Annotated in this window: 11 protein-coding genes; 4 read left to right on the top strand and 7 right to left on the bottom strand. The window is 40.2% G+C overall.

Going from position 1 to position 18,755, the window contains the following annotated elements; translation table 11 throughout:
* The first annotated feature begins 32 nt into the window (after nt 1-32).
* A complete protein-coding gene (locus IPM47_13610; protein ID QQS27906.1) occupies nt 33-2,963 on the top strand; it encodes a CHAT domain-containing protein in 2,931 nt (976 codons plus the stop codon).
* Nucleotides 2,964-3,170: 207 nt separating this feature from the next.
* The gene (locus IPM47_13605) at nt 3,171-3,785 is read left to right on the top strand and encodes a YceI family protein (GenBank protein ID QQS27905.1); all 615 of its coding nucleotides are present in this window, start codon (nt 3,171-3,173) and stop codon (nt 3,783-3,785) included.
* Nucleotides 3,786-3,959: 174 nt separating this feature from the next.
* On the opposite strand, the gene IPM47_13600 is transcribed toward IPM47_13605, so the two are convergent.
* Entirely contained in the window at nt 3,960-5,018 is a 1,059-nt protein-coding gene (locus IPM47_13600; GenBank protein ID QQS27904.1) for a class I fructose-bisphosphate aldolase, read from the bottom strand.
* Between the two features lie 147 nt (nt 5,019-5,165).
* On the opposite strand from IPM47_13600, the gene IPM47_13595 reads away from it, so the two are divergent.
* Entirely contained in the window at nt 5,166-6,092 is a 927-nt protein-coding gene (locus IPM47_13595; GenBank protein ID QQS27903.1) for a bifunctional riboflavin kinase/FAD synthetase, read from the top strand.
* Between the two features lie 104 nt (nt 6,093-6,196).
* Here IPM47_13595 and IPM47_13590 read toward each other — a convergent pair whose 3' ends face one another.
* From IPM47_13590 to IPM47_13580, 3 genes are all read right to left on the bottom strand, one after another.
* Nucleotides 6,197-8,908, bottom strand: coding sequence for a glycogen debranching protein (locus IPM47_13590; protein ID QQS27902.1), 2,712 nt, complete (start codon nt 8,906-8,908; stop codon nt 6,197-6,199).
* Between the two features lie 64 nt (nt 8,909-8,972).
* On the bottom strand, nt 8,973-9,602 hold the full coding sequence (locus tag IPM47_13585) for a WbqC family protein (protein QQS27901.1): 630 nt from the start codon (nt 9,600-9,602) through the stop codon (nt 8,973-8,975).
* A 35-nt stretch (nt 9,603-9,637) separates the two neighbouring features.
* Entirely contained in the window at nt 9,638-11,386 is a 1,749-nt protein-coding gene (locus IPM47_13580; protein ID QQS27900.1) for a Na+:solute symporter, read from the bottom strand.
* A gap of 211 nt (nt 11,387-11,597) precedes the next feature.
* Here IPM47_13580 and pfkA point away from each other — a divergent pair, with 211 nt between their 5' ends.
* Nucleotides 11,598-12,596 (top strand): 6-phosphofructokinase, encoded by a 999-nt coding sequence (gene pfkA, locus IPM47_13575; GenBank protein ID QQS27899.1) that lies wholly within the window; start codon nt 11,598-11,600, stop codon nt 12,594-12,596.
* 125 nt (nt 12,597-12,721) lie between these two features.
* On the opposite strand, the gene IPM47_13570 is transcribed toward pfkA, so the two are convergent.
* The 3 genes from IPM47_13570 to IPM47_13560 form a co-directional block, all read right to left on the bottom strand.
* On the bottom strand, nt 12,722-15,130 hold the full coding sequence (locus IPM47_13570) for a choice-of-anchor B family protein (GenBank protein QQS27898.1): 2,409 nt from the start codon (nt 15,128-15,130) through the stop codon (nt 12,722-12,724).
* 133 nt (nt 15,131-15,263) lie between these two features.
* Entirely contained in the window at nt 15,264-18,140 is a 2,877-nt protein-coding gene (locus IPM47_13565) for a leucine-rich repeat domain-containing protein (protein ID QQS27897.1), read from the bottom strand.
* A 60-nt stretch (nt 18,141-18,200) separates the two neighbouring features.
* Nucleotides 18,201-18,683 carry a hypothetical protein gene (locus IPM47_13560; protein ID QQS27896.1) on the bottom strand — a complete coding sequence of 161 codons (483 nt, stop codon included), beginning with the start codon at nt 18,681-18,683 and terminating at the stop codon, nt 18,201-18,203.
* Nucleotides 18,684-18,755 lie beyond the last annotated feature (72 nt).

Below are 18,755 nucleotides of genomic sequence, written 5' to 3'. Positions count from 1 at the left end.
GTATCTTTTCAGTTCAAAAACCAAGTTAGTACATGACATTCCCTGAAAATAATCAAAACGACATAGAATTTTTGATGAAAACCGGTAAATATGCTGAAGCACTTGCTTTGTTGATGAAAGAGAGCATTGAGATTGCAAACATCGGAGCTTGGGATCAAATACTGCAAAACCTGAACCTGCAAAGTGAATGTAACTGGAGAATGGGCAAAATTCAAGAAGCGATAAATTGTGCTGAACTTGCGCTGAATATCAGTAAATCGCTCCCTCAAAAAGTGCATCCCGAAATTGCGAACAGTTACAATCATCTGGGGGCATGTTACAACAAAATGGGAAAGCTTGGACAAGCCATTCAATATCATCAACAATCACTCGAACTAAAATTGATGATCTATGGCGATAATCATCCAATCACTGCCAATTCTTACAACAATTTAGGGCTTTGTTACCGCGCAATCGGCGATTTTTCCAATGCCCTCAGTTTTCATTTTAAAGCATTAAATATCCGAGAAAAGGTTTTTGGCAAATACCATGTCAGTACTGCACGGAGCTATCACAATCTCGGGAGCTGTTTTGATGACAAAGGGGATTATGCCCAGGCTTTGCATTACAAACAGTTGTCCTACCAAATTAAATTAAAAGAGTGGGGTGAGAACCATCCCGGTACTGCGATTGCTTTGCATACTTTAGGGGTTAGTTGCCATTTGTTAAAAAAGTATCACGAAGCTATTGAATACTTCAAAAAAGCATTGACAATCAAACTCGCCATACACAACGAAGTACATCACGAAACTGCACTGACCTGCTATAATCTTGGAATTTGCTGTCAACATCTTGGCCTTTATTCAACAGCCATTGATTATTACCATTGGGCATTGTCAATTTGGGAAAAATCTTTTGGTGGTCAAAGCTCCAAAACAGGTATGTGTTGCCGCAATCTGGCGGAAGTTTATTTCGTCCTAAACAGATTTGCTCAAACTCATGAGTATCTGCAAAAATCATTGTATGCGTTGGGTTTAGATATATCTGTTTCTCAAATTTACAGGCTTCCGGAATTGACTAACTACAACAGTGCTATTCAGCTTTTTGAAACCCTGACCCTGAAAGCGAATGTACATTATTCACTATATTCAAATTCTGAAGAATTTTTGGATTTGGCAACCTCATTAGCCTATTTTCAATGTGCCGATGAACTGATTGACAAAATCCGCCAAAGTTTTAAAATAGAAGACAGCAAACTTTCTTTAGCCGGCAATGCAAAAACAAAGGTCTATAACAAAGCCCTCGAAGTCATTCATACAATTGCTCAGGACTTTCACAATTCAGAAAAGGGAACTTTAAAAAACCTTATTCAGTCAATCAATAAAGACTATGGTTATCATCTGCCCATAAACCTGATGGATCTTGCCTTCTATTTTACCGAAAAAAGCAAAAGTATTCTGTTGTATGAAGGCATTAAAGAAGCAGAAGCCAAAGCAAAAGCTTATATACCGGAAGAACTGAGAACAGAAGAAGATCAGTTAAGGCATCAATTGACCTATTTAGAACGATGTATTTCTGAAATAAACGAAAATGACCTGAATCCCTCCGTCACAGACCGGTTAGCAGATTTGCGCAGTTCATATTTTGATGCCAAAAAGATTTACGAATCTCTGATTGAAAGGCTTGAAGTAGAATATCCGGAGTATTACCGCTTAAAGTTTGACCTGACTATTGCGGGAATTAATCAAATTCAGGCTGCTCTGCCGCCCGAAACCGGCATGATCAGTTATATGCTGACCGACCAATTACTATGTGCATTTTTAATCACTCCAACTCAAAAATATTGGACATTCCAAACTTTGCCGGATGATTTCCATCGTCTTGCAAGTGATTTTTCCTACACCTTCCAGCCTTTTGAAGAAAACAATTACCTGAATTACAGCTATACTTTGTATAGCTGTCTTCTCAAAAAACTCATCAAATCCGGTAAGCTGAAACAAATCAACCGGTTGATTATAGTTCCCGATGGAGTGATTCATAAAATCCCTTTTGAAGCATTGCTGACCAAAAAATGTACCGAAGATATTTCTTTTAAGAAACTGCCCTACCTGCTCAATCAGTTTATGATTTCTTACCATTATTCTGCAACATTATGGCATCAGCAAAACCAATCTGCCAAAACTGAACAGGTCTTCAAAGAACTTGTCTCGATGTTTGAACCCAACAATTCAAAATTGTCCGGCGAATTTATCGGCATTGCTCCGGTTTACAGTGCCCAAATCAATCGTCCTGACATAGATGAAACAGACTTGCTATTTGAAACAGACAGCAACATAAGACCCGGCAATGAGCAGTTACAATCGAAACACCGGATTGAATATTTAGAATCTGCCGGCGTTTTGCGCAGCAATATCGAAGGGAAACCTTATCAGGAATTGTTATATACAGAAATGGAAGTCCAAAAAGCCGGTCATCTGTTTGCCAAAAAAAACCGGTCGGGTCGGGTTTTGATCCATCATTCGGCAACTTTAGACAATTTTAAAGCATTAGCCGGTCAATATAAGTATGTTTTAATTGCCGCTCATGCGGACGTTGACGACGACAAACCCTCCAAAACGGGTATTATTTTCTCGCCAAACACAGGGGATGGTAAAACCTTATTCTCCATGAAAGACGCTTACAACCTGCAACTCAACGCTGAGGTGGTCGTGTTGAGTTGTTGCGAAACAGGAATAGGTGAAATTAAACACGGGGAAGGCACGATGGCACTTAACCGTGGATTTTTGTATTCCGGTGCAAAAAATGTCGTCTATACTTTGTTTAAGGTCTATGACAAAGAGTCTTGCGAACTGACTACCTTGTTTTTTAAATACCTGCTTTCCGGTTATTCTGTTGCAGAGGCACTCCGCTTTTCCAAGCTTCGTCTGATTTATAAAGGATTAAAACCCATCAAATGGGCCGGTTATGTCGTCATCGGCGAATAGGCTTCCCAATATCCTGTTTTCCTCTGACCGGACAATGTTCTGAATTGATTCAGGATTGCTCCTGATTGTTAAAAAAAGTGAAAACTTCGCGTTTCGTGTGAACTATTCCAAGAGCAAAGCGTTCTACTGCTATTCTATGTTTAAACAACGAAATACAGAACACGCCGACATTAAGTTTATAAAATCAATAAAAAAAGACAATCCGTTATGAAAAGATTTAGTTCGCTTTTACTTATCAGTGTAATCTTTGCGGGAATAAGTATGAGTTTTATCAGCAGCAATTCAGGGGAGCGCGCCTCCTACAGTGTGGACATCAAAGAAAGTAAGATTGGATGGACCGGCTACAAAGTTACAGGTAAACATACAGGCAATATCAGTCTCAAATCAGGAACCCTGACTTTTGAAGGTGAAAAGCTCGTAGGCGGAAACTTTGACATTGACATGAACTCTATCACTTGCACTGATATGCAAGGCGAATATGGTGACAAATTGGTCGGTCATTTAAAATCTGACGACTTCTTTGGGGTAGCAAATCATCCCGTTGCGAGATTCAGCATGACCAATGTTATCTATCAGGGAACGCAAGGTTCTTACAAAATTCTCGGCGACCTGACCATCAAAGGCATTACCAAGCCCATTAAATTCTTTGCAAAAGTGGTTCAAAATCAGGGAGCCGGTTACACTTCCTCTGCTAAAATAGTGGTTGACCGCAGCGAATATGATGTACGGTTTGGTTCCGGCAGTTTTTTCGACAGCTTGGGCGACAAAACAATTTATGACGAATTTGACCTTGAAGTGAATTTAGTTACTTCCACTAAATAAGAAAAAGGCAAGTATAGTATTTTGGTTTTTAAGTGTTAAAGTGAGTGTTTAGAAAAAGTAATGCCCGTCAGAATATTCTGCGGGCATTTTTTTTAGGATAGTTATTCAACCTCAAAACGTAAAAACGGTTAGCGTCATCTTCTGCAGGGATGAGTTCACCGTAAATAACAAAAGTTATGCGATGGTAATTTCGTTGCTTAAATACACATCCTGAATGGAATGGAGCAGTTTAACGCCTTCTGCAACGGGTTTCTGAAAGGCCTTTCTCCCTGAAATCAAGCCCATTCCGCCGGCGCGTTTGTTGATGACAGCAGTGGCAACAGCTTCGGCAAGGTCGGATGCGCCTTTCGATTCACCCCCCGAATTGATCAGACCAACCCTTCCCATATAATTATTGACCACCTGATAGCGACAAAGGTCAATCGGGTGATTGGTAGTCAGTTCGGAATACATTTTAGGGTGGGTTTTGCTGAAGTTGATGGCGGTGAATCCTCCGTTATTGGTAGGCAGTTTCTGTTTGATGATGTCGGCTTGAATAGTTACCCCAAGATGGTTGGCTTGCCCGGTCAGGTCGGCTGCGGCATGGAAATCAACCCCCTCTTTTTTAAACCCGTTGTTTCGGGTATAGCACCAAAGGATAGTTGCCATTCCAAGTTCATGCGCCATTTCAAATGCCTGAGCAACTTCCTGAATTTGACGGCTCGATTCTTCCGAACCAAAGTAAATGGTAGCACCGACAGCCACTGCGCCCATATTCCAGGCATCCTGAATGGAACCAAACATGATTTGGTCAAATTTGTTGGGATAAGTCAGCAGTTCGTTGTGATTGATTTTAACCACAAAAGGGATTTTGTGCGCAAACTTGCGGGCAATACTGCCCAGCACCCCATAAGTAGATGCCACCGCATTACATCCGCCTTCGATGGCAAGCTGCACTATTTTTTCGGGGTCAAAATAAACAGGATTAGGAGCAAAAGATGCGCCTGCGGTGTGTTCAATCCCCTGGTCAATAGGTAAAATAGACACATAACCGGTGCCGCTGAGTCGTCCGTGATTGTGAATGGACTGAATGCTCCGAAGCGTAGGGAGGTTGCGGTTTGAATGACTCCAAACGCGGTCTATCACATCTCCGCCCGGCAACGAAAGTTGGGATTTGTCAACAGTTCTGCATTGGTGGTTGAGTAAATAATCTGCCTGTTCCGAGCCTAATAATTGTTCAATAAATGTAAGCATGATGAAAGGAGCTGAATTTTAAGATAATCAATGTTTTTAAAGCATGGTATTCCGGTGCAAAGATAATCAAACCGGATAAATTTACCATTGGTTTCACTAACTTTGAGCGCAACCTTTCCCGTATTCTTTGATTTTCAGCCTTAAACCATGCGTATTTTTAAGCACCTCGACAACCTGCCACATTTTGCAAATCCAGTCATTACCATCGGCACTTTCGACGGAGTTCATTTCGGGCATCAGCAAATCATTCACCGCGTCAACGAACTTGCAAGGCAAATTGACGGTGAAAGTATCCTGATAACCTTTCATCCCCACCCACGTACCATTGTCGAAACGGATAACACAATTCAACTGCTTTCGCCGCCGGAGGAAAAATTTGACCTGCTCCGAAATTACGGAATACACAACGTGGTCGTCATCCCTTTTACACGAGCCTTTTCAGAGCAAACTCCCGAAGAATATGTGGACCTGTTCTTAGTCAGTCATTTTCATCCGAAAATCATTGTCATCGGATACAATCACCGGTTTGGAAAAGACAGAGCCGGCGATTTGCAGTTTTTGACCCTTATGGGAAAGACGCGAGGATTTTCTGTTGAGGAAATCTCCAAACAATTAGTGGATCAAATGTCGGTTAGTTCCACTGAAATCCGCAAAGCATTGTTGTGCGGAGACATTGAAACTGCTAAAAATTTATTGGGGCACGACTACTTCATTCGCGGAATTGTGGTCAAGGGAAACCGGTTGGGGAATAAAATCGGGTTTCCTACTGCCAACTTATCCATAGACGATTCAACCAAACTGATTCCCGACAACGGCGTTTATGCGGTCAGGGTCTTAATGCGAGGAAACAGGTATAAAGCCATGCTGAACATTGGAATGCGACCTACCTTTAATGGTGAAACCAAAACTATTGAAGTCCATATCTTCGATTTCTCTGCCGACATATACGGAGAGGTCATCCAGATAGACTTTGTTTCTTTAATCAGACGAGAGCAAAAGTTCGCCTCCTTAGACGACCTTGTGTTTCAGTTGAATAAAGACAAACAAACGGTATTGCAAATTTTGCAACCTTGAAATACAAGAGAGAAAGCCGGAACAAAACATAGAACGGCAACCGGAACTTTACGATAATCCATTCTTTTGGGAATGAAACGCACTACTCCCGTTTAATCCTGCGATTACCGCCTGACCACTTCCACAAAATCTAAGTAACAGGTATTGATCAATCCGTTCATGTTTCTATTATGCGGTTCAAGGCTCAAAACAGCATGATGAACTCCTGCCGGCAGCCAAACGGTTATGGCATTGCTCATGCCCCAGTTTGACCATTCTTCAAAGCCCGACTGAGGAAACACAACCGTTCGTCCATTGGGAAGGTATTTAGGGATAGAAAGGGTTCGTATCGCACATTTATTGTCCGTATTGATAGGGCCGCAGCCGTTGCTGTATCCAAATGAAATGCGGTATTGCCCTTCGACCGGAGCGGTGATATCAAATCCGAGCCGCGTATTTTTAGTTTTGCTGAGTTCGATGACCCCTTGTCCGGAATGTCCGGTAGTGTTCAAAGATTCCGCTTGTGTCATAGTTTCCGCCTCAATGCGCTGAACTGCATCGGGGTGGTAAAAGGTAACAGGTTCGCTTAAAAAAGAAATATCGCCATTTTGACCAACGGCACAGACCTGATATTGAGTCAGGTTGTTGCCCGGCTCAAAAGGATAGACCGTTTCCTTAGTAAATCCCTGTTGCCTCCCGTTTTGATAAATCAGGTAATGTTTGGCACCTGAAACTGCCTCCCAGCGAAGTTGCCGGTTACTAACAACTACTTCAGGTGTTTCAGGAGTAAAGCGGTTTTGAATTATCTGAAAAGGCTGCTCAACGTCCGCACGATTGTCAAGCTCGATGACAATATGTTGTGGACCCTTGGCATCTGCCGGAACAAAAGGAGTATCGGAAACCTGTCCGTTAATCGAATACTTCCTGATATAACAGCCGTATCCCTTCAGTTCAATGGTCAACAAAGCGTTCCGGTATTTAAGTTCCGTAATCTTTTGGTTGCCTCTATACGCTTTTGGCACAAATGGGGTAAAAATCAAACCGTCGGGAGTTAAATTCATCCCGTAAAACACGCGGTAAACCGTAGCAAGATGACCGGCAACACTCCATAGCTGCCGGTCTGAATTGATTTCAGTCCCGTTAAAATCACCGGTATCGGCTGTCATGTTTTCCTTATTCGTTACAAACAAGGCTGTTTGCCGGTAAATGGATGCCAGACCATGTTCAACAGCCGCCCTGTTCTTCATCTTTGCAGCCGCCCAGGTAAAATAAGCTTGTACAAAAGGCCAGATGCCATTGTTATGATACGGAGGAATGTTTGGAATCTGTGGAAATATGCAGGGAGTTCCAAACGGCAGGGCAGGAGTATGGCTAATCACCGCACTTGCCCGATTGTTGTCTGCTATGTCAAACAAAACACATAGGGATTCCCCAAGCGTTTCTGAACGCGTAGATAAAACCGGAAAATCTGAACCATACAGATATTGTCCGTAGTATTGAAGTTCATCAGACCAAAGGTAATGATTGATGCTGTTCGAGATATGCTTTGCCAAATGCGCATAACCACTGTCCGGCAAACCTAACTCTTTTTCCATCCACGAAAGGATTTGGAAGGTGCGGGCAAACAACGCATTGGTACCCAGATTTTGAGAACGATAGATGTCCACAGGGTTCATCCATCGGGGATAAGTTTGCTTTCGCCAGTCGAGAAACGATGATTCTCCCATCATCAGTCCGGTTTGCATGTCGGTCAGGCTTTTTTGGTCATCATCTGCCGTATTTTTAGTGATACGATATGCCTTTTGTAACCAGTCTTTATCCCCGGTACTCAGGTAAACCTCCCAGGCAGCAATCGCCCACGAAACACGGTCGGAAGAAACCGGCCATGAACCCCCGGTTCCGGTATCCTGTATAATCCGCTCATTGCTGACCTTTGCCATCAGGCTCTTTTGGGAAACTTCGGGTTGCAGCATCGCCAAAGACAACAAGATGCTGTAGCTGATATCTCTCGTCCAAACTCCGTCCCATTTTTCGCCGGCCATAAAAGCCCCGTCAGGTCTGATATTGAGTAACATTTCTTCGAGCGAAAGATTGTAAAGCGTTTCAATCAACGGAATCCCGCAGGTATAAGCGGGCAATCCCGAAAGGTCTTGTTTCAACTGCCATTCTTTGGCGGTAAACCGGTCGGGTTCATACGCATTCATAGTCAGGGTAATTTGGTAAATCCCGTCCCCATCTTCGTCAGTCAGTTGAAACTGAGGACGGGAGGGCAGGTTTTCAAAATCCCATCCCAAAGGTGCAGACCCACCTGCCACATAAACTCCTCTGAAATCTGTCTTCGCAATTTTATCCCCGTTAAATCCGGTGTAAAATCCCTGAGTCTCAAATGACTTCATTACTTCTCGCATATCTAACAGAAGTGTCAGCTTTGTATTAGCTTCTAAGTAAGGATTAGATTCCGGCAACACGATATCCGGTAACAACACCTTCCCAAATTCAATCACCGGACTCATCACTTTACCTGCTTGCGGCAGTAAAACCAAGCGGTGATTTACCCCAAAGGGCAGTTCATTGTCTTTGCCGTTGATGCTGAACTTAAATTCTATCGCACGACTATATCTGCTGTTCGCCGGACTTTGATAGTTAGAAACCAATTTATGCTTACCAATTGCTTTAGCCATATAACTCCCTTGTTCAACGCGGTTGGTAAATACGGAAAACTCCGGCGACCGGTAAAGTGCTTTGTTTGGAAGATTCGTAAACGAACCGGTTAAAACGAGGATGTTCAAAGCGATGAGTTTTAGGTAAAACAAACGGTGTAGTAATCTGCTTTTCATAATCAGAAGAGAGGTTAAGGACTAACAATTAAAACCAAAGCCTGATATAATCCACACAACTCCTTCAGGAAGTCAGGTAGTTCAAGGTTTCAGGACCTTTGGCAAACATCAGATCAAGAATACTAAGATTGGGAAGAAATCCGTATTTATGTGCAAAAATCTGAAAATAAGCCGGAAAAGGGTAGTTAAAATGCCCGGTTTGCTTGAGTTGTTTGGGATGAATGCAGTTTCTAAAGTCAATTATCTCATCCGACTCGTAATGCTTGTTGTAAGACCGCGTAAAAGAAGAGGCAATTTCAGTTCGCAAGAGTTTTAGAATGACTTGAAGGAGAGTATAGTTAAAGTCGAACAGAAAAGCAGGTTTCACAAGGTAGGAAGGCTGCAAAGCATCTGCATAATAATCAAAGAAGGCACTGGATTGATAGGCACTTTCAATACTGTTCCAATGAACTTTTTGCCAGTTATAAGAATAGTCAATAAGAACATCCTTTGAAATGGTTCGATGTTGGTGACGGCCGCCAACCAAAGGAATAGACAACATCAATATACCATTACTTCCAGCTATATAGCATCTGTTGCGATAAGTGCTTTTTTCAAAAAACTCGTACTGTTCAAAAACAATAGAGGGATGTTTGAACAGTTCCGCAAAATAGGTAATGCAACCTAAGTAATGCAATTCAGTTAATAAAGACATTTCAAACAGGATAAATAGACTCCGAGCGGGCTATGTTAATGGAATATTCTGGTATATCGAAGGCTATAACGCAATAGCCCAAAACCGAGTAATGCGATAGCCATCCAAAATACAGCTTGAGTCCATTCCATAAAAATCAATTTGCCGCTTGCAAATAGAATAGAATAGGTCATCACCACAGCACTGATCCAAGCTCCGAACAACCCTGCCAATCTGTTTTTTTGATTGGAGTTGTCCTGACCTGACAAATCAGAGGAAAAAGGGCTCCAATTCCCGTCAGGTCTGATGGTATTGTAAAACTTAGATAAGGCATCTGTATCGGTAGGTTGGGTCAGGAATGTAACAACAATCCAACTGATTGTGGTAAAGGCAATGGTGATGAAAAAGCTATTGGGAAACGGGATTTCAAACCAAAATTTACAGGCAGCATAAGCTAAGAAAGGGGCAATAGTAGCGGTAATTTCACTCCACGCATTGATGCGCCACCAGTACCACCTTAAAATCAGAACCAACCCTAATCCTGCTCCGCACTCAATAATAAAACTCCACAGTCCTTTAATACTGTTGACTTGAGTGCTGACATACAACCCTATTATCATCAAAGATAACGTGGTCAGTCTTGCAACTAAAATCAAGTGTTTCTGAGCAGCTTGTTTGTTGAGAAAACGATGGTAAAAATCATTGACCACATAGCTTGCACCCCAGTTGAGTTGGGTGGTAATCGTACTCATATAGGCGGCAATAAACGCAACAATCAGCAATCCTTTTAATCCGGCCGGTAAAAAATCACGCATGGCGTAGATATAACCCATTTTCTTGTCTGCATCGCTTAACTCAGGATACAATGCCAAAGCACATAATGCGACAATAATCCATGGCCAGGGTCGAATACAATAGTGCGCTATCTGAAAAAATAAGGTCGCATAGACGGCATGTTTTTCATTTTTTGCACTCATCATTCTTTGTGCAACATATCCACCGCCGCCGGGTTCAGCTCCCGGATACCAGCTTGCCCACCATTGAAGTCCGATATATGCAAAGAATGTTCCGACACTTATGGCAAGAACAGAGCCGGAACCTTCAGCACCAATATTGGGGAAAAACTGGAAAGTTTCTGCCGGCAATTGCTCTTTTAACCCTGCAATTCCTCCTATTTGTTCCGAGTTTAATACTAAAACAGCCAAAACAATGCAGCCGGTCATCGCGATAACAAACTGAATGGCATCGGTTAAAGCAACTCCCAACAGACCCGATAAAGAGGCATTAACTGCAGCTATAAACATCAAACCCGCAGTATATAAAAAAGCATCTGAATTAGAAAGCCCGAAAAACCCTTCAAATATGGAAATTAGTGCTACATTTACCCAAGAAATGATTATAGCGTTCATAAATAGTCCGAGATAAAGCGCTTTAAATCCACGTAAAAAAGCGGCAGGTTTTCCGCTATACCTTAACTCAATCAATTCAACCTCTGTTAAAACCCCCGATCTTCTCCACAAATTTGCAAAGAAAAAAGTCGTCAGCATCCCCCCGGCAAGCATATTCCACCACAGCCAATTACCGGAAATTCCATTCTGACCAACAAGTTCTGCTACTGCCAACGGAGTATCAGCAGCAAATGTGGTAGCAACCATGGATATGCCTGCAAGATACCAGGGCAGGTTGCGTCCTCCTAAAAAATAACTGCTCATATTCTTCCCTGCGCTGCGGGTTACCGACAAACCTACTGCCAAACTCAACAGGATAAAAACGAGAATAACAACCCAATCTATAGCAACTAACATATTTTAAATAGTAAGTGTTGATATAATTAAAGTAGAATGAGTTTCAAAAGTAGTAATTGTTTCAAAATGATTAACCTTATTCTTCATTACTCAGTAACAAAAGAAACCTGAAAGTCTCCTAAAACTTCAAACAGAAACACCCATTTTGCTGTTTTCATTTTACTTATTTCACAACCTATAATCTTTCAACTATTTCTAAAGTATTATACAAATGACAGAGAAAAGAATAAACAAAATAGCGGTGCTTACCTCAGGAGGAGATGCACCAGGTATGAATGCCTGTATTCGTGCAGTCGTCAGAACTGCAATCCACCACAGGCTATATGTTTCAGCAATTAAGCGAGGATATGCCGGTTTGATAGAAAACGATATTGAAGACAATATCAACTCTGCTTATGTAAGCAATATCATCCAACGTGGAGGGACAATATTGGAAACTGCGAGAAGCGAAGACTTTAAAACTCCCGAAGGAATGAAAAAAGCCTATGAACACTTAAAAGCATCCGGTATTGATGGTGTAATTGCTATTGGTGGAGATGGCACGCTCAAAGGCGCTTTAGAGTTCACCAAACAATATCCACAAATTCCCTTTATCGGAATACCGGGCACGATTGACAACGACCTATATGGCACAGATTATACAATCGGATATGCAACTGCCATTAACACGGTGATTGAAGCTATTGATAAAATACGGGATACCGCATCTTCACATAGTCGCCTTTTCTTCATAGAAGTCATGGGACGAGATGCAGGGTTTATCGCATTATCCACCGGAATTGGAGGTGGGGCAGAGGCCATTTTAATCCCTGAAGCTTATTTGTCAATTGATGCCCTTGTTGAACAATTAGAACTGTTTAGAATGAGAAAGAAGAAATCGAGTATTGTAATTGTCGGAGAAGGTGATGAAAGGGGAGGAGCAATGGAGATTTCAAAATTAGTAGTCAGTAAATTGCCGCAAGGACTGTATGACAGCCGCGTAACTGTGCTTGGTCATATTCAAAGGGGCGGTTCGCCGGTTTGTCAGGATAGAGTCTTAGCAAGCAGGCTTGGGGTAGCAGCAGTGGAAGCGTTGATTAACGGCATTGAAAACGTGATGGTTGGAGTAATCCACGACAAAATTGTTTATACAAACTTTAACGAAGCCATTAAACACAATGTAACCGTTGACCCTGAATTAGTGCGAATATCTAAAATCCTTTCTTCCTAAACATAAGAATAGAGAGTATTCAATCTATGAGAGCCTGTCATAATTATAAGTTATTCCGGCATTAGGTAAAGATATAATTTTGAAACACTTCAGTGAAATGGCTTATCGTAACCTCACTTTAACCATCATCTGACAACTTCCATTTTTAGGACAGTTATTTTAGAATTGGTTTTTACCTGAACAATATAAAGCCCGGAATTTAACCCGTCAGTTTCGATGGTAACCTGGTTAGTTGTGTTGTAGTCTGAAGTTTTATAGGTTTTGATTAATTGTCCTTGAATATCAAACACTGAAACCTCATGAATACCGGCATCAGAATATAAGTAGGCAATATTCTCGACCGGGTTTGGGATTAACTTAAACTCAGATTTAGAAGTATGGAACATGTTAATTCCAACCTGAGGAGCATAATCGTCTGTTATCTGAAAAAGGTCAAAACCACATTCCATGATTACATCGGTAGAAGCAGCAGAAGCAGTAATGATCAGTTGCATACCTGCTGTTGGTTCAATATAATCAGAAATTCTGAAGGATTCTAAAACCCATTGCCGAAGGTAAAAATCGTTGGCATGAACTGTATGTAACAATACGGTTTCAAAGCCATTACTGAGATAAAAATTAAGGCTGTCGGCATTATTCACTGAGTTATAAGCAACAAACCACCTGTAAAAACTAAGATATGGGTTGGAATATCCCGACAAATCAAATGGCGGGCTATATAGTGTGGTGTTTCCTGTTATGAGTGCATGATCCTGTGTATTTGCACCAAAACCGTTTCCGGTCATAAAACATTCGCTGCCCGTATCTCCTGGAACATCTGTATCAGGATTACTCACTGTATCTCCATAATATGAAGCAATGGGAGTTTGTTTAATCCAGTTACCTTCCGGATTTGCACCTACGTTGTTGACAGACCATCCCAAATCTGTATAAAAGTCATCGTAAACGCCTTTTTCAAGTAAAACAGTGGCCTCATTATCTGAGTTGCTAAAAGTAAACCCTTGTTGATACTTAGGCAGGTTACCCCAGTTAGCGGCATAAATATTAAAATTGTCGTCGTATAGACCTTCAAATTCAGCAATGCCGCTGCTATTTGTTGTTGCACTGTAGTTTCCTTGTGAATGCGATATTTCTACATAAGCATTACTTAGGTTGTTTCCGCTCAGTTGATCTTTTACATTTATCTGAACCACAAACGGATCCAAAGGAACAAGTTCAACTGTTAGATATAGTGTTTCTGCTTCCGTTAACGTAACATCACTAAGTAAAAGCGTTTCATATCCATATCTTGAAAACTGTATATTATAGTTGCCTTCAAGTGCTACACCGGCTTTAAACTGACCTGTCAAATCACTTGTTGCAGAAACATTTGTACTACTAATCTGTAGAGTTGCACCTGAAATTGGCAATCCTGTCTGTGAATTAATAACCGTACCCCTTAAATAAGCAGCACGCCGATAGTCCGGCTTCATGATAAACAATCCCAATTGGCGATCACTTGCAATCACATTGCCGGAAGGGAATAACTGGTAAACACCCCAACAACCCTGAGATCCGGGTCCCGATTGAGGAGATGTGTCAAAATATTCTGTTTCAACCAATATATCAGGCTCGTGAGCATCCACAATCTTTACGCCATCCCTGTAATAGGAAATAACTAAAAAGTCATTTAAAACATGCACATTATGAGGCATAGATAAACTTCCGGGATTGCTTTGATATCGTGCCACTTCTTTTATATCCGACCAATCACTCACATCATAAGCTGTTACGTAAGCATTGTTTTTTTCGTCTGTTGTAAATAAATATTGCCCGTTATCAGATAGCCAGGCATTGTGAGTAAATAAACTTGGAGTATTCTGATGTGCTATCACTTCCAAATTGGTTTTATCAGAAACATCAATCACCGTAAATTGTCCGGCATATATTTCACAAGCATACATGATATTGTCGCGCACATACATATCGTGTACATACTGATCGGTATATTGATTGACTAAAACCGGATTCATAGGGTCGGAATTCAGGTCAAGTATGGCAACCCCCCTGTTATTGACAGGAACAGAACCGGTAAAATTATTATAGCCGGCAATATAAGCATAACCAAATTCGTCTATCCAAAGGGCATGAGATGTTTTTATGAGGCTGTCAGCAGTATAATTTGTATAAAAGACTGTATCCGGTAAATGTCCCAAATCTACTATCAGGATACCTTCATCTGTTTCATTTGCCACGTAAGCATAATTCTGCCAGTTTTTAATTTCTCGCCAAAAACCAGAGGGCTGTGGTATAAAAAACAGTTCTTCGGGATTTGTGGGTTCAGTAATATCAACAATAGAAAGCCCATTAATGACTCCAACTAATGCGTATTCGCGACCCTCGCTGTCAGAATAACCCCACAAACTGCTTAACCCCATATCGTAAAAATAATTGCCCAATGAATCCATTTTTGTTTGGGCTTCCGTTGAGGTTAAGTTGAAACAAATCAACAAAGTTATAATCACATATAGGGAAAGAGTATTTTTAAGATACATGTCTTGGATGATTTTTTTGCAGGTGATGATAAGTTTAAATCTTTTAAATAGCGGGAAAGATAGTATTAGTTGAGAATGATTTCTGGTTGGACATTCTGTAATGTAAAGATTATTTAACAAGTAATTTGATGGATTAAAAATCGCTTTTACTTCTGCGTTCATTTAAAACCATCATAAAAATAAGGAACAAAATAAATGCTGTTAATAGTGCAATCGGTAAGGTCCACCATAAAAGTATCTCATAAAAGACCAACGCACCAATTGACCCGACAAACAACATCAGAATTAGAATTACAGGAATGATAATTTTTATAAAGGCAGGTTTGTTCGCCGGAGTCGTTTCTACTTCCTCTTTATTCAACATCGTTCTTTTTAAGGGCACTTCCGGAACTGATGGCTGACTTTCTGACTCATTTATCATAGTATCCGGATTGTTGCCGGTTAGTTCAGATTCTGATGGATGGTCAATTCCTTTAAATGCTGTTTGCAAAAGTAGATAGATGTTTACATTATCAAGGCTTCTTTCGCAAACAATAAAATCCTTTCCATTTTCAGCATATTTATATAAGAGTTGTACCGGAAAAAAATGTGGGTTTACTTGGTTCAAACATTCATTGCATTGACATGCAAGCATTTCCCTGATTTGCAAATTGCTAAAATTACCATTGATATCATCCAAGGAGTTGCGCACCAATTCCAAAATTTCTTTGTAGTTTGAACCGGTTATACAGATGCTGATTTTTCTCTCAAAATAATTCTCCTTTACCAAAGCCATTGTTTGGTTGTAATGAATTAACACCCCATATCTCCAATTGACGGTTTTTGAAATAAAATAATGAAGTTTAACGATTAAGCGCGGTAAAATTCCTTTAGGCATAAAATGATACCGGTATTCATACATCAAAAAAGACGGAGGGTGCCAATCGTGTTCAGGCTCATCTACGGGAAGCAATTGTGGAGCAAGATATTGCCCGGTCTGAAGTTCAAAACACAATTCAAACTTTGGATTTTTCATTAAAGCAAGTAATTGTTTTCGCTGACCTGCATAAATTTCTTCATTCCAAATGTTTTCGAGGTCTTCATTGGTGAAATGCCCTCTTTTATTTTTTACCCGTTGATTGTCAAATACCTTATAAACCCCGCTTGTAACCCAATCATGGTTGAGAAAAATCATGTTTTTTAGATCGGGATCATCCTGAAAATGCAGAATAATCCCCAAATCGTGAAAAAAATCACTCAAATACATGGCCCCTTCCTGATCAATATAATGTTTGCGGCAAATTGTGATATACTCTTTGTAAGATATGAAGTCTTTATTTTCGTTTTTTAAAGCTTCAAGTTCTGCTCTTATATCTATCCACACTTTTGGGAGAGGGGTTCCCAAATGAGGTAGCAATTCTCTGTTGGTTAATATATTTTTTAAAGTAGTTTTTAATTCCTGAATCGTAGAAATATAATCAGGATGGCAACTGATTTTGCTGAAAGCTGCTATATTTTTGAAGGTTTTTTGATATTCTTTTATGGGAAGCTCTTTTATGGGCTGATCGCATTTGTTAAGAGCGAGAATAACCGGGCTTTTACCACCAAGAATTTGAATAATATTCAGCCAATAGTAAAAATCTTCGTGCTTGTCTTCTTTTCTGGATTCGGTTACAAGAATATAAACGGAACGTTTGGTCAAAAAAAACTGATGTGTGGAGTGATAAATTTCCTGACCCCCAAAATCCCAGATATTTACCCTAAAGTCTTTCTTCAGCCCTAATTGTTCTTTTGGTATAATCCATTCTTTAATGTCAATTCCTTCGGTGCTTACCTCATCTTCCAATGCAAAAGAAGGGTTGGTTAAGGCTTTGGATAACGTAGTTTTACCAACCCTGCCTTCTCCAACAAGCAGGAGTTTTATCTCATAGAGGTAATCTTTTTCGAGTGCTTTGTTTAATTCAGTAAAATAATGCCGAATGGCAGGAAGCCCCCGATGAGCAATTTCAGGAGGAGGGGTTTCTATTGGATTGTCGTTGAGATATAAATATTGAAGATTTGGAAGCCATGCAACTGATTCGGGTAACTGCCGGATATGATTGTTTCGAATATCTAATAACTGTAGGCTTTTAAGTTTGTCGAGTTTGTCAGGAAGTTCAACAATCACATTATCCCTCAAGTCAACATATTCAAGGTTTATCAGTTGATGAATCGAATCGGGCAAGAACGAAATACAGTTGTTGTTTAAATCAAGAAGTTGAAGCTTTTGAAGCAGATGAATTTCGTCAGGCAAATATTCAATGGCATTGCTTCCCAAATAAAGCCTTTGCAGTGAAGCAAGCCGAACAAATTCATCCGGCAGATTTGTAAGCAGATTATTATTTAAGTGAAGCCTTTGCAGTTTCACCAAATTTCCAATTTCTGAAGGCAATTTCCTAAGATGATTACTACTGACAGATAAATGCTGTAGTGTTTCTAACCAAACAATTCCGGCAGACAGATCATACAACTGGTTATTGCTCAGATCAAGTCGCTGTAATTTTTTAAACCCTGTAAACACTTCGGGCAAAACAGTAATCTGATTGTTATTCAACCCTAACCGTACTAACTGGTTAAGTAAGGAGAAGGAAGCTGGCAGCGTTGTAAGTTGGTTAAACCCAAGATCTAAGGATTGAAGTCTGTTAAGTTTACCTATATGCTCTGGTAAAAATTTCAGGGCATTTCTGCTCAAATCTAAGGTAACTAAATTTTTTAAGGTTAAAATTTCTTCGGGTAGCTCTTCAATAAGATTACAACTCAGATCGAGAAGTCTCAGATTTTCCAGATTTTGAATTTCGGCGGGCAGATGAGTAATCCGGTTTCTGTTTGTTTGAGTATAATCAGACCAGTACCCCAACTTCAGTTCCTTTAAATGAGATAATAAAAAAACCTCTTGAGGAATTTGTGTAAGCCCGCAATTGGACAGGTTTAATGATTCTGCTTTTTCAAGTTTTGCAGTTTCTATTCTCTTTTGGGCTTCCGGATAACTCATTTATTTTCTATTCAACATTAACAGATAGCAGAAACTAAACTAAAGAATGCGTTAATTTAATCAATTACCCTCGCTATGTAAAACGTCAATAATTACTTTAGACAATGCAAATATTATGTTTTGGGCAGCCTCCTCCATTTCGTCGTTATTAAAAGTAGCGTTAATGGCAAAGTACATCAGTTCACTTTGAGGATGCCCCTCTATCAGATCATCTGAATTAAGAATATACTCTTCATCGTTTTCTCCAAAAATTGCTTCGAACAAAACATTGTTGCTTTCTTCCGATTTAATGATGGTATCCATCGAAATAACAGGAAGTTCTACCTCAGCAATTTTTGTAACATACCAGAACAACAATATATTTAAGAGTAAAAACTGACCTTCTTCATCATTCAGGTGTTCTTCTGATGAACTGATAATATATGCTACTAAATCCGGTTGTTCTTTGGTAAAATTTTCAAAAAAGTTAATAAAACTGTCATCTGATAAGGCATCTATGGTCTCAATCCCTTTTAAAATATTCTTCTCTGTTATAAATTTCATTTGTTTTTTGTTTAGACAATTAAAGTTTAGCGGTAGAAAACTGACCCTAAAAAGAGATTTCTATTTTAATGC

The organism is Sphingobacteriales bacterium (assembly GCA_016700115.1).
Classification (GTDB): Bacteria; Bacteroidota; Bacteroidia; order Chitinophagales; family UBA2359; genus UBA2359.
The sequence above is the reverse complement of the archived record's forward strand: the minus strand, read 5'-3'. Positions and strand labels throughout refer to the sequence as shown.

What these genes read in the sequence shown, in the direction of transcription:
- IPM47_13610 (QQS27906.1), top strand. Translation starts at nt 33, where the DNA reads ATGACATTCCCTGAAAATAATCAAAACGACATAGAATTTTTGATGAAA.
- IPM47_13605 (QQS27905.1), top strand. Translation starts at nt 3,171, where the DNA reads ATGAAAAGATTTAGTTCGCTTTTACTTATCAGTGTAATCTTTGCGGGA.
- IPM47_13600 (QQS27904.1), bottom strand. Translation starts at nt 5,018, where the DNA reads ATGCTTACATTTATTGAACAATTATTAGGCTCGGAACAGGCAGATTAT.
- IPM47_13595 (QQS27903.1), top strand. Translation starts at nt 5,166, where the DNA reads ATGCGTATTTTTAAGCACCTCGACAACCTGCCACATTTTGCAAATCCA.
- IPM47_13590 (QQS27902.1), bottom strand. Translation starts at nt 8,908, where the DNA reads ATGAAAAGCAGATTACTACACCGTTTGTTTTACCTAAAACTCATCGCT.
- IPM47_13585 (QQS27901.1), bottom strand. Translation starts at nt 9,602, where the DNA reads ATGTCTTTATTAACTGAATTGCATTACTTAGGTTGCATTACCTATTTT.
- IPM47_13580 (QQS27900.1), bottom strand. Translation starts at nt 11,386, where the DNA reads ATGTTAGTTGCTATAGATTGGGTTGTTATTCTCGTTTTTATCCTGTTG.
- pfkA (QQS27899.1), top strand. Translation starts at nt 11,598, where the DNA reads ATGACAGAGAAAAGAATAAACAAAATAGCGGTGCTTACCTCAGGAGGA.
- IPM47_13570 (QQS27898.1), bottom strand. Translation starts at nt 15,130, where the DNA reads ATGTATCTTAAAAATACTCTTTCCCTATATGTGATTATAACTTTGTTG.
- IPM47_13565 (QQS27897.1), bottom strand. Translation starts at nt 18,140, where the DNA reads ATGAGTTATCCGGAAGCCCAAAAGAGAATAGAAACTGCAAAACTTGAA.
- IPM47_13560 (QQS27896.1), bottom strand. Translation starts at nt 18,683, where the DNA reads ATGAAATTTATAACAGAGAAGAATATTTTAAAAGGGATTGAGACCATA.